The organism is Oleiphilus sp. HI0132, from assembly GCF_001635845.1.
Genome location: NZ_LWGJ01001460.1, coordinates 1 through 12724, shown reverse-complemented (window position 1 = coordinate 12724; position 12724 = coordinate 1). Strand labels below are relative to the sequence as shown.

General features: G+C 43.8%; 12 protein-coding genes and 1 tRNA gene. 7 read left to right on the top strand and 6 right to left on the bottom strand.

All coding sequences use genetic code 11. The annotated features are described in order from the left end of the window. The 3 genes from thrH to A3766_RS22545 all read left to right on the top strand — a co-directional run. A partial coding sequence (gene thrH, locus A3766_RS22555; protein WP_082907187.1) for a bifunctional phosphoserine phosphatase/homoserine phosphotransferase ThrH occupies positions 1–385 on the top strand: 385 nt, incomplete at its 5' end. A gap of 121 nt (positions 386–506) precedes the next feature. Next, a complete protein-coding gene (gene rluB, locus A3766_RS22550) occupies positions 507–1451 on the top strand; it encodes a 23S rRNA pseudouridine(2605) synthase RluB (RefSeq protein ID WP_082880495.1) in 945 nt (314 codons plus the stop codon). Positions 1452–1612: 161 nt separating this feature from the next. Beyond that, positions 1613–1688, top strand: a tRNA-Asn gene (locus A3766_RS22545). Positions 1689–1818: 130 nt separating this feature from the next. On the opposite strand, the gene modC is transcribed toward A3766_RS22545, so the two are convergent. The 5 genes from modC to nirB form a co-directional block, all read right to left on the bottom strand. After that, a complete protein-coding gene (gene modC / locus A3766_RS22540) occupies positions 1819–2913 on the bottom strand; it encodes a molybdenum ABC transporter ATP-binding protein (RefSeq protein WP_068510309.1) in 1095 nt (364 codons plus the stop codon). Further along, entirely contained in the window at positions 2903–3601 is a 699-nt protein-coding gene (gene modB, locus A3766_RS22535) for a molybdate ABC transporter permease subunit (protein ID WP_068510307.1), read from the bottom strand. The genes modC and modB overlap by 11 nt, the downstream gene beginning before the upstream one ends. An 8-nt stretch (positions 3602–3609) precedes the next feature. Next, on the bottom strand, positions 3610–4419 hold the full coding sequence (gene modA / locus A3766_RS22530; RefSeq protein WP_068510305.1) for a molybdate ABC transporter substrate-binding protein: 810 nt from the start codon (positions 4417–4419) through the stop codon (positions 3610–3612). Between the two features lie 229 nt (positions 4420–4648). Continuing rightward, positions 4649–4975 carry a nitrite reductase small subunit NirD gene (gene nirD, locus A3766_RS22525; RefSeq protein ID WP_068510303.1) on the bottom strand — a complete coding sequence of 109 codons (327 nt, stop codon included), beginning with the start codon at positions 4973–4975 and terminating at the stop codon, positions 4649–4651. Positions 4976–5005: 30 nt separating this feature from the next. Continuing rightward, a complete protein-coding gene (gene nirB / locus A3766_RS22520) occupies positions 5006–7540 on the bottom strand; it encodes a nitrite reductase large subunit NirB (RefSeq protein ID WP_068510301.1) in 2535 nt (844 codons plus the stop codon). A 426-nt stretch (positions 7541–7966) separates the two neighbouring features. Between nirB and A3766_RS22515 the strand changes: the two genes are divergently transcribed. From A3766_RS22515 to A3766_RS22500, 4 genes are all read left to right on the top strand, one after another. Further along, the gene (locus A3766_RS22515; protein WP_068510299.1) at positions 7967–9706 is read left to right on the top strand and encodes a bifunctional protein-serine/threonine kinase/phosphatase; all 1740 of its coding nucleotides are present in this window, start codon (positions 7967–7969) and stop codon (positions 9704–9706) included. 113 nt (positions 9707–9819) lie between these two features. After that, positions 9820–10803 (top strand): arsenosugar biosynthesis radical SAM (seleno)protein ArsS, encoded by a 984-nt coding sequence (arsS, locus tag A3766_RS22510; RefSeq protein WP_068510297.1) that lies wholly within the window; start codon positions 9820–9822, stop codon positions 10801–10803. Then, on the top strand, positions 10787–11500 hold the full coding sequence (locus tag A3766_RS22505; RefSeq protein WP_231882965.1) for a TIGR04283 family arsenosugar biosynthesis glycosyltransferase: 714 nt from the start codon (positions 10787–10789) through the stop codon (positions 11498–11500). The genes arsS and A3766_RS22505 overlap by 17 nt, the downstream gene beginning before the upstream one ends. A 117-nt stretch (positions 11501–11617) precedes the next feature. Next, positions 11618–11818, top strand: coding sequence for a DUF2788 domain-containing protein (locus A3766_RS22500; protein ID WP_068510295.1), 201 nt, complete (start codon positions 11618–11620; stop codon positions 11816–11818). Positions 11819–11848: 30 nt separating this feature from the next. On the opposite strand, the gene A3766_RS22495 is transcribed toward A3766_RS22500, so the two are convergent. Next, on the bottom strand, positions 11849–12724 hold an 876-nt coding region (locus tag A3766_RS22495), incomplete at its 5' end, for a LysR family transcriptional regulator (RefSeq protein WP_068642999.1).

Genomic DNA, 12724 nt, shown 5'->3' with positions numbered 1-12724 from the left:
TGACTGGTTGTCTACTCGCTTTCAGGTAATTATTCTTTCTGATACGTTTTATGAGTTTGCAATGCCGCTAATGGCAAAGCTAGGCTTTCCAACACTATTCTGTCATAAGCTTGAAGTGGCTGAAGATGGAAAGATTACTGACTATGTTCTTCGCCAGAAAGACCCTAAGCGTCAGTCTGTTAGAGCCTTCCAATTATTGAACTATCGTGTAATTGCAGCAGGCGACTCTTATAATGACACAACTATGCTGAAGCAGGCTGAAGCAGGCATCCTGTTTAAGTCACCTCAGAATGTGATCGATGAGTTTCCTCAATTTCCAGCAGTTCATGAATATGCTGATCTTCAGGCAGAGATTTTAAAAGTTAGCCTGACGCAAAATTCCTAAGCAATAAGTTCCGGGCTTAGTGACTACGCAATAGTTCCTCAGCCCTGGTTTTTTATTGGCGAATACCCTCTGCTGACCTACAATGGTTGCAGCATATAAATTTCACCTAATGAGCATTTTAATGACCAAGAAGCCAGATACTGATCTACAACATACTCCTGTCAGCGAAAGCGATCTTGACGAAAGCTTACAAGCTGAAAGTAGTGCCACGGCTCCTGTTGGTGAGCGCCTACAGAAGGTTCTTGCGCAAGCCGGCCTTGCTTCTCGCCGTGAGCTAGAACGCTGGATTAGTCAGGGCCGAGTGAAGGTAAATGGTGAAGTTGCTTCATTGGGCTTGCGGGTTGTACCAAGTGATAAAGTTTATGTAGATGATCGTTTTGTAAAAATGCCTAGAAGGTCTGAACAAGAATATAAGGTTATTGTTTATTCCAAGCCTGAAGGGGTTGTCTGTACACATTCTGACCCTGAAGGGCGACCAACCGTCTTTGATAACCTGCCGAAGCTTGAGGGGCAGCGCTGGATATCGGTAGGTCGTCTGGATATTAATACTAGCGGTTTGTTGATTTTGACAACCGATGGCGAATTAGCTAATCGCTTAATGCATCCATCTTACGGTGTTGATCGCGAGTACGCAGTTCGGATCCATGGTGAAGTCGATGGCGCGATGCTCGAAAGACTTAAGCAAGGTGTGTTACTCGATGACGGACTTGCCAAGTTTACCGACGTTCAAGAATACGGTGGCGAGGGCCGCAATAAGTGGTTTCACGTTGTTGTCATGGAAGGTCGTAATCGAGAGGTTCGTCGCTTATGGGAGTCTCAGGAAGTTCAGGTAAGCAGGCTTAAGCGTGTACGCTACGGCTGTATATTTATGCCAAGTCGTTTAAAGGTTGGCGCCTGGGAAGAGCTTAAGGTTAAGGATATTAACGAATTGCGAGATTTGGTTAACTTGCCTCCTATCAAGCATAGGCAGAAAACTAGTCAGGAAATCGCTAAAGAAAGCAGGGCACACACTAAAGCGGTTAAGAAAGGCGTTAAGCAAGCTCGACGTCCTAGTAAGCGGAGATAGTGATTTTAAAAATCTCCCTAATGTAAGAAAGTTGCTGTAAGCCCCAGATTTTGTTGATTATTTATACAAAAATCACGCTTTTAAGAAATACTGCATTTTCTTTACAATAAAGTGTTGACGACCATCAGTTAAGGCGATAATATTCGCGCCGTTGATGAAGTTCCCCGATAACTCAGTTGGTAGAGTAGCGGACTGTTAATCCGTTTGTCGCTGGTTCGAGCCCAGCTCGGGGAGCCAACTTCATAACCCTCAAGCACAAATACTTCCCTAAAATTTCCCCAAATTTAGATTCTACTAAACACTAAGATACGCGCCGGTGTTTTCGAATTGATGCTTTTTGTTGGTCTGTAAAATGAAGCTTCTGAGACTATTCAACTATTGCAACGGACTTGATTTGGGCCCATACCTTTAGTCCGGCAATTAAATTTAGTTGGTGAACGGATTTTCGAGTTACTCGGGCAATTAACTTGCTGCAACCAATATTTAAACTTACTAAAGCCATAGAAGAATCTTTTTCATCTATTTCGTCGATTACTGCCGGTAATAGATTAAGAATGCTACTGTTTTTCGATTGACTTAAAGTGATGCTGACATCCTTTGCTAATATACGCACTCTAAGTTCTGCGCCATGCCCTAGCCCCTTATTGTGAATCCATATGCGTTCGCCTTCAAAGTCTACGGCTGCGAGGTTCCATTGTTCATCTAGCTCGTTAACTCGCCCTTGGATGATAATACCTGTTTCATTTCCTAAATAGTCGGCTGTCTCTAGATTAGAAAGCACATCTGAAACCTTACCTTGAGTGCTAAGCTTTCCGTTTTCAAGTATTACTAAGTGGTCAGCAAGTTTAGCGACTTCGTTTACCGAGTGAGTGACGTATAAAATTGGTATACGAAATTCTGATCGAATCTTTTGAACGTAGGGAAGGATTTCGAGTTTTCTGGCTTTATCTAAAGAAGCTAATGGCTCATCCATTAATAAGAGTTCAGGCTGAACAAGTAAAGCTCTGGCAATCGCAACTCGCTGGCGTTCTCCTCCTGATAATTCATCGGGCTTCTTGTTTAGAAGAGCTTCGATTCCGAGAATTGAAAGAACATGCTCGATACTGATACGCTTTGCGCTGCTTTTGCTGGCGCGCTTAATAGCATATTCTAGATTGCCTATTGCGCTTAAATGAGGGAATAACTTGGCGTCCTGGAATACATAACCAATTGGACGCTTGTGGGTTGGCAAAAAAGAGGTCGAGCTTTGCCATTCAGCTCCGTTTATGACTAGAGATCCGCTTGCGTGCTCTAAGCCTGCGATGCAGCGTAATAGGCTTGTTTTCCCTGAGCCGGAATGCCCAAAGATTACATTAATTCCGTCCCCTGGAAGCGTGGTGTTGATTTGTAGCTCGAAGGGCTTGCCATTGCGCGGGCTGCGTGTGGAGTGGAGGTTGATCGCGATTGTAGGCTTATACTCCATTTTTCAGTCCACCAAAAAGATTTTGCCTTCTGTTAAAACTGTATAAGCAAAGCAGCACGATAAAGGAAAATATAACCATAATGCCGGCTAAGCCGTGGGCCTGGGAGTATTCCAGCGCTTCTACATGGTCATAAATCTGAACAGAAATAACGCGCGTCTCATCCTGAATGTTTCCGCCAATCATCAAAACAAGCCCAAACTCGCCAACAGTATGCGCGAAACCAAGAACTGCGGCCGTTAAAAAACCTGGCTTACACAAGGGAAGGGTTACCGTAAAAAAACGATCAATTGGAGAGGCTCTAAGGGTGGCGGCAGCTTCGATGGCATCATCACCTAGCATTTCCATAGCATTCTGTATTGGTTGCACAACAAAGGGCAGCGAATAGATAATTGAGCCAAGTACAAGCCCCCAAAATGTAAAGGGGAGCGTGCCAATGCCCAGACTCTGGGTCATTTCACCAATATACCCGCTTGGTCCCATTGCGATCAAAAGGTAAAAGCCTAGTACCGTGGGGGGTAAAATTAAGGGTAGAGAGACCAGGGCAGATACAGGTACTTTTAGCCAAGATTTTGTGCGGGCAAGCCACCACGCAAGTGGCGTGCACATGACTAATAAGCTGATCGTAACAACTGTAGCAAGTTTTAATGTGACTAATATGGCTGAATAATCTGCTTCAGAAAAAAACATATCGCTGCTTAATTGTGCTGATTGTCTAGAGTGGTGTCGGGCACGTTATACGAAAAGCCTTGTATTATCTCCCTAGCTTTGCCTTGTTTAAGATAGTTATAGAAAGCAATGGCAGCAGGGGACTTGTTTGCTCGACTTAGTAGAATAGCATCCTGCTTTATCGGATCATATAGCTCAGAGGGAATAGAAATACATGCTTCTGGCTGAATATTGTCTGAAGAGTTTGCTTGAGCTTTTGCAATAAAGGCTAGGTTAACGTTACCACTGACCAGAAACTGGAAAGTTTGCGCAATATTCTCGCCGCGAATCCATTTGTTACGATCAGTTTGGTCTATTTCAAGTTGTTCTAATACTTGTTGGGCAGCGCGTCCATAAGGGGCAAGCTTAGCATTAGCTAATGCTATTTTCTTAATCTGCGGCGCTTTTAGTATATTTGACAAACTGGCGTCAGAAATAGGGGTGTTAGCGCATAGTGCCAGCCGTCCGATCGCATAAGTGAACTGTGACTCTGGTAGGGTAAGGTGCTTAGCGCTGAGGAAGTGTGGTGACTTTTGATCGGCCGACAAGAATAGCTCGAAAGGAGCGCCGTGAGTAATTTGTGCGACCAACTTACCCGACGATCCATAGGAGGCATGGATCTTGTGCTTGCTTTCACTCTCAAAGTTTTTAATTAAAACTTTGGCGGTGGAGATAAAGTTAGAGGCAACCGCGATATTGGCGCTTTCGCTCCACACCTTTGTAGAGCAGGAGAAAATAACCAGGCTTGCCAGAAAAGCTTTGAGCCAGATTATTGGGTAATTGAATATAGGTGTGCGCATCTAAGGTCTGAAACAGCTGCTATTTGTAAGTGTTGGCTTTGGTTAAAAGCGCATATTGAACGATTGCACTGATTTCAGCAAGTTTATGATGGGGGTTAAAAAAGAAGCCCCTTTCGGGGCTAAACCTTGCGACATACAAGGGAAAGAATGTATGGGGTGGGAAGACTGTTTTACGACCTCGTGAGTCCAGCCAACACACCCCGCTTGATAGAACTTTTTTGCTTGCTGCCTAGGCTAGCAAGACCGAATCGCCTTCGAGTTTAACTGGGTAAACAGTTACAGATTTGTCTTCTTCCTCAAGGCATTCGCCTGTCTTAAGGTCAAAGTGCTGTTTGTATAGGGGAGAAGCAACCACGTACTTGCCGGTTAAATCTCCAACAATCCCGCGAGAAAGAACATTTGCCTTACCGCATGGGTCCCAGTTAGATATTGCGAAAATCTTTTCTTCGCTGCTCGGTATGTAGAAGATCGCAACTTGCTCATCGTTTACTAGCGCGCATACGCCTGAATTTTCTACAAGATCGTACTTCGTACAGATAACTTCATTAAGTGCCATTTTGATTTTCTCCTATCTGTGAGTACTGGATTAAGCTGACTTAGCGATTAATTTTGATTTTTCGTCTTCGCTAGCAGGTCTTACTTGACCACGCTCTTCAACGAAAACAACGTTACTATCTTCTTTATCAGAGTTAACAAATTGACGGAAGCGACGTAGTTTTGTTTCGTCTTCGACCGTAGTTTTCCATTCACACTGATAAGTATCGACAACGCTTTGCATCTGAGCTTCAAGTTCAGCTGCAATACCAAGGCTGTCTTCAATAATAACCTCACGAAGGTATTCGATACCGCCTTCAAGGTTGTCCATCCATACAGATGTTCTTTGTAAGCGGTCTGCTGTTTTGATGTAGAACATCAAGAAGCGATCAATATATTTAACTAGCGTTTCGGTACTGATATCGGTCGCAAACAGATCAGCATGTCGTGGCTTCATGCCGCCGTTTCCACAAAGGTAGAGGTTCCAGCCGTTTTCAGTTGCAATGATGCCAACATCTTTACTTTGCGCTTCTGCACACTCACGAGTACAGCCGGATACTGCCATTTTTAGCTTGTGCGGAGTACGCAAACCTTTGTATCGGTTTTCGATATCGATTGCTTGACCCACGCTATCCTGAACTCCGTAACGACACCAAGTTGATCCGACGCACGACTTAACGGTACGTAAGGACTTACCGTAGGCGTGACCCGTTTCAAGGCCTGCTGCAATTAGTTCACCCCAAATAGTGGGTAGGTCATTAAGTTTAGCGCCAAATAAGTCTATACGCTGCCCGCCCGTAATCTTTGTATAAAGTTTGTACTTTTGGCCTACTTGACCGATAGCGATCAGTTGCTCAGGCGTAATCTCACCACCTGGTACACGTGGGACAACTGAATAGGTGCCATCTTTTTGCATGTTTGCAAGAAAGGTATCGTTGGTATCCTGCAGGCCTGTATGTTGCTCTTCTAGAATGTAATCATTCCAGCTAGCTGCAAGCATATTTGCTACCGCAGGCTTACAAATATCACAACCAAGGCCGGTACCGTGTTTTTCTACCAGTTCGCCAAATGACATGATACTACCGACACGAATTAAGTGATATAGCTCTTCACGCGTATGAGGGAAGTGTTCACAAATGCTTTTATCAACCGTAACGCCGCGCGCTTCAAGCTCAGTATCAACAACATCCTTAAGAAGTGCTGCGCAACCGCCACAACCGCTAGCTGCTTTGGTTTCACCTTTTACATCACCTACGCTGCAACAACCGGAATCAAGAGCGTTAATAATGTCGCCTTTACTAACGTTTAGGCATGAACAGATTGTTGCTTCCATTGGTAGTGCTGAAGCACCTAGCGCAGGACCACCCCCTTCAACATTCGGTAGAATCATTCCTTCAGGGTTTTCGGGAAGCTCGATACCGTTCAGGTAGTATTGAAGAAGTGTGTCGTAATCTGAACAGTCGCCAACTAGTACTGCACCTAACAGTGTATTGCCGTCTTCAGATACGATGATTCGCTTATAGATCTCTGAGTTTTCGTTACTGTAGACGTAAGCGATTGAGCCGGGCGTTTTACCATGGGCATCGCCAATTGAGCCGACGTCAACACCCAGAAGCTTCAGCTTCGTGCTCATGTCTGAGCCAGTAAACGAAGGTTTTTCGTCGTCGTCGGAGAATTGCTGAACAGCAACTTCTGCCATTCTATAACCGGGCGCAACCAGTCCGTAGATCATGTTGCCATATAGAGCACATTCACCTATAGCAAAAATGTCCGAGTCAGAGGTTCGGCAGTGGTAATCGACAACGATACCGCCACGCTCACCAACTTCTAACCCGGTTTTACGTGCTAACTGATCATAGGGGCGAATGCCTGCAGAAAATACGATCATGTCAGTATCAAGATGCGTGTCATCTGCGAAGTTCATTCGCAGTTTTGTGTTATCACCTTTGTTATCGATAAGCGTAGTCGCTTTTTGGGTATGTACTTGAACACCAAGCGCTTCGATCTTACGGCGAAGCATCTTGCTGCCGCCATCATCTAGCTGAACACCCATTAAGCCGGGAGCAAACTCAACAACGTGAGTTTCAAGCCCTAGATTTTGAAGTGCGTTTGCACACTCAAGACCAAGCAGACCACCACCTACAACTACACCAATTTTTGAGGTCTGGGCATGTGATTTAATTTCACCCAAGTCATCAATTGTTCTGTAGGTTAGGCATTCTTTGCTTTCAGAACCTTTGATAGGTGGTACAAAAGGATAAGAACCAGTTGCCAATACTAGCTTGTCATAATCGAAGCGTCGCCCGCTTTCAGTGATAACAATTTTGTTTTTACGGTCTATATCTGTAACGGCATCACCAAAAATCGCATCAACACCATTATCTTTGTAGAATTCGCGGGTTGTTAGTGCTAGATCTTTTGGCTCTTTGCCAGAGAACACTTCAGAGAGATGTACCCGATCGTAGGCTGGTCGCGTTTCGGCGCCTAGTACTGTAATGTGTGCTCCAATTTCGGATGCAATCATTTGGTCAACGAAGTGATGACCCACCATGCCGTTACCGACTACAACAACTCTACTATTCTTCATTCTATGGCCTCGTATGTCTGAGAATCTGCGCATACGCTGTGCTTATTTACTAGTGAAAAGCTTTAGCGTTACTCAATGCTTGTTTACGCAATTATCTGTAATTAAGCATGAGCTATGCCAAGTATCGAAATAATTTCATAGGGTATTGAAATAAAAAGGAAAAAAATTCTTAAGTTCGTGTTTTATAGCCAGGTTTTGAGCGTTTGAGAAAAAACGCGTGCTTTAAAGTGGTGCAGCTAAAAAATGCTGTTTTCCGCCTTGGTTGATAATGGTGCATGACTATGCGCTGAGTTCAATCCTAAGGCAGTATATTGCGTTCGTTTTTACATATGCCGTTGAAAATTAAGATTTTAATCTAAAGGGGGTGTTATTTTGCTACTTATTGACGCAATAATACCCATAATAAATAAGTGAGTGAAATATCAGATGCATCTAGAAAGCGGGCTTCGTACAAGTGCAGGGCAAATATCAGTAAAGGGCTTAAAGCACCAAAATGAAGATTCTGTCGGAATATACGTCCCGAAAGAGCCTCTATTAACTGTAAAGGGAATGGTTGCTATTGTTGCAGATGGAGTCAGTAGTGCAGAGGCGGGCAAGGAGGCAAGCGAAACCTGCGTTAAGAACTTTATCTCCGACTTCTTCAGTACACCTGACTCCTGGACAGTTAAAAACTCAGCTCAAAAAGTATTAACGGCTTTGAATCGTTGGTTATATGGGCAGGGGGTTGGTTATCTTCAGGCTGAGCATGGCTATATCAGTACAATGTCGACCTTGGTTATCAAGTCGCGTGTCGCGCATATATTTCATATCGGCGATAGCCGAGTGTACCGCCTTCGGGGAAATAACTTTGAGCAGCTCACGCATGACCATTCCGCCAGAGTAAGTAAGGATTCCACTTATCTTACTCGTGCAATGGGAATGGATTTAATGCTTGATGTCGACTATTACTCGGAGGATGTCGAATCTGGTGATATCTTTTTTCTGAGTACCGACGGTATTCATGATTTTATCAACGATAAACGTATAAAAGAAGTCATTGCTAAGGCGGTTGATTGCAAGTCGGATGAATTTACCGGGCTTTGTGAGAGTTTGGTTGATATTGCACTCGAAAACGGCTCCGATGATAACTTGAGTTGCCAGATTGTCAGAGTCGATGCTTTGCCTTGTCCAAATGCCGAAGATGCCTACGTAAAGCTTTCAGACTTACCCTTCCCACCAGAGCTTTCCCCTGGAATGTCTATTGACGGCTACCATGTGATAAAAGAGCTACATGCCAGTAATCGATCACAAGTATATTTGGTAAAAGATCATAACACTGACAAGTTACATGCTATGAAAACGCCTTCAGTGAATTATGATGATGATTTGGCGTACAAAGAGCGATTTGTATTGGAACCCTGGGTAGCTGGCCGTATTAACAGTAAGTACGTAGTAAATATTCATGAAAGTGAAAGAGGGCAAAAGTTCCTTTATTACGTTTGTGATTATGTTGAGGGCCAAACGCTAGCTGAGTGGATGAAAGCAAATCCAAAGCCCGGTATCGAAAGAGTTATGTCGATAATTCATCAGGTAGTGAAGGGTGTTCGTGCTATGCATCGTAAAGAGACTTTGCATCAGGATATTAAACCAGAAAATATAATGGTCGATGACGAGGGTAAGGTAACGATTATAGATTTTGGTTCCTGCTTTATTGCGGGTGTTGCTGAAATAGAATCACCCTTTGAACGTGAGCAAGTACTGGGAACTGACACCTATGGTGCGCCAGAGTATAAGCTGGGACGAAAAGCTTCTTTAAAGTCCGACATGTTTTCAATTGCTGTTGTTCTCTACGAAATGCTGACGGGACAACAGCCTTATGGCGAAAAATTTGAGACCAGTCAGTCTACCAATGAATTTTATCGACTAAAATATCAGCCAGCTCGAGAGTTTAACCCAATGGTTCCCGAATGGATGGATGGTGCGATCGAAAAAGCTTTACAGATTTCTACAGAACTTCGATATGATGCCTTGTCAGAATTTATTTATGATCTCGAACATCCTAATTCGGAGTTTATGGATAAGGCCCATATACCACTTGCAAAAAGAAATCCGCTGCGGTTTTGGCAAAGCATCACTGCAATCATGTTTGTTGTAGAATTGGCCACACTCTGGCTTTGGCTGGGGTAATGCTTTTTAGGCATCCTTTGCCCGCATTTTTATAGAATTAATACGATTGATATGGAACCTATGGCGCGGATTGTAGTCCTAAGAGATCATATCAATACAAAAACAGGATCTTTATGTTAGATAGCCGCCCTTTATTGGTCGAAACGCAGTTCCCTTCGCTTAAGCGAAATAGGCTAGAAACTTTACAGGTAAATCTGGGATACCTATGTAACCTTAGTTGTACGCACTGTCATGTTAATGCAGGGCCGACCCGTAAAGAGCTAATGAACAAATCAAATATCGACTTGGTATTGGCTTTGTTGAAAGAAAAAGACATTTCACAGCTGGACTTAACGGGCGGCGCACCGGAAATGAACCCTTATTTTCGTTACTTGGTCGAAGAAGCAAGGTCACTGGGAGTGCATGTTATTGATCGCTGCAATTTGACGATTCTGCAAGAACCTGGCTATGAAGACCTTGCTGAGTTTCTGGCTGCTAACGAGGTGGAAGTTGTCGCGTCTCTACCTTGTTACACGAAAGATAATGTCGACCAACAAAGAGGGAAAGGTGTTTTCGAAGATAGCATCAAGAGCTTAAAGCTCCTAAACAAACTAGGTTATGGAGTCGAAGGGAGCGGCTTGACCTTGAGTTTAGTTTATAATCCTGGTGGTCCGTTCCTACCTCCTCCTCAGCAACAGCTAGAGCAGGATTATAAAAAAGAGCTCTATGAAAATTTCGATATTCTCTTTGACCAACTTTTCACAATAACGAATATGCCTATTTCTCGCTTTGGGAGCGTGCTTTTGTCCAAGGGCGAATTTCATAACTATATGGATCTATTGAAAGAGTCGTATGCAAAGGAAAACCTTACCTCGGTAATGTGTCGCAGCTTGATAAGTATTGACTGGCAGGGCCATGTGTTTGATTGTGATTTCAATCAGATGCTTGATATGCCAATGCTTAGACTGGAGGGAGGATTGATAGCATCTGATAAAAATAGAATGCATCTAAGCGATATTTTAGGGCAGGCTATAGAAGGTTCTACGATAGTTGTGGCAGACCACTGCTATGGTTGCACTGCAGGACAGGGGAGTAGCTGCGGTGGCGCACTCGATTGACCTGAGTATTATTGTTCCCGTATTTAATGAAGCTGAAAATATTGAGCGTTTATTACGCAAGCTCAACACTCTCACTAGTAAGCGCTGCGAAGTGCTGCTGGTCGATGGCGGTAGTACTGATGGTAGTGGCGAGATAATTTCTTCACTTATAAGTGAGCTAGATATGGATGCTCATTTAATTCGCTCAAAGTGTGGGCGTTCCGCACAACAGAATGCTGGTGCAGAGTTAGCTCAAGGGCGTCTTCTTCTGTTTTTGCATGCAGATACGGTATTACCAAGTAAAGCTATTAACATGCTACATGGCGCAATCTCATCCGAACCCGTTTGGGGGCGCTTTGATATTCAGCTCGATAACTCTGCCGCGACATTTAAGGTAATCTCTTGGTTCATCAATATTCGCTCACGGCTTACAGGTATAGCTACTGGAGATCAGGCGATATTTGTTAGCGCCTGCCTTTTTCGGAAAGTAGGCGGCTTTCCAGATCAGCCTTTAATGGAAGATATAGAGTTAAGCAAACGCTTAAAGCGTTCTGCTCCGCCCTTATGCCTAAAAGATCAGGCCATTACTTCAGCACGCAAGTGGGAAAAAGAAGGGGCAGTAAAAACCGTATTATTGATGTGGAGGCTACGTGCGGCATACTTTCTTGGTGCAAAACCTGAGCAGCTTCACCGCCAGTATTATAAAACCAGAGCCTAATCTAGTCTGAATACTCTAACTTATTAAATTAACATTAGTTTTCTTGAACGAAACAGCTAAGAGCAAGTAGAATCGCGCGCTTTGTTTCGCACAGTATTAATGTTAAGAGGTAAAGTCATGAGTGTTGAGCAGTTTGAGTCTATTTCGTTATATGTTCTGGTCACTGCGCTAATTCTTTATATGGGATATATTGTTTGGGACTTGGCTAAACGCTCAAATGCCGGTAAATTCGGTACATTTATCCTGTTCTTTGCGCTTGGTTTGGGGGTATTTGGTTTTGTTGCGAAAACAGTTATTGTTGAGATGATGAATCTCTAACGGTGCGATTGCCTCGGTACGTTAACCAATTTAAGTTTTTTGTACTGATACCTGCCGTCCCCAAATGGATTCAGCCACTTCAATAAAGGCTTTTGCAGCGTTGCTCATACTCTTTTTTCTGAAACTCACGGCGCCAAGATTTCTGGTCAATTCTGATTCGGTGCCGTAGCTATTCGAAAGATCGATCGGTAATACTTTCAGCTCTTCATCAATCATCGTGTTTGGCAGCACGCTCCAACCCATGCCTACTCCGGCCATCATCTTCATGGTTTCTAGATAGTTCGTTGGAATGCTCGCGTTTAGCATTAATTTCGATTGATGAAACATAGCTTCGACGACGCGGTAAGTGAGCGTGGATCGTGAGGGCAGAATTGCGTTGTGCTTTGCAAGGTCAGGGGGTGTTACGCTTGTTAAGCTGGCAAGCTCATGATGTTGGCTACAAATAAAGCTCATAGGGTCGTCCCAAGAAAGGTGACATATATAGTCATCACTTAATTGGTCCGGGATGGTAATAAAAGCAATATCAGCCTGATTATCACCCAATATCGGATAGGCGCTTTCAGAATCAAGGAAATTAAGCTTAAGGTCAACTTCAGGATAGCGCTTACTGAATTCCTTTAAGATTAAGGGAAGTCGGTGTAGGCCTATATGATGACTGGCAACAATTCTTAGTTCACCCTCTACATTGTGAGACAAATTCTTGATTGCATGCTTTGCGTTATCAATTTCATGCAGGATGGACAGAGCGTGTGGATACAGCGCTTCGCCAGCCTCGGTTAACAGGAGGTCGCGCTGCAAACGCTCAATGAGTTTGCACGAAAGTTGACGTTCTAGTCCCTGAATTCTCTTTGTGATGGCGGGCTGAGTAATTGATAGACGTTCGGCTGCTTTTGAAAATGAGCGCTC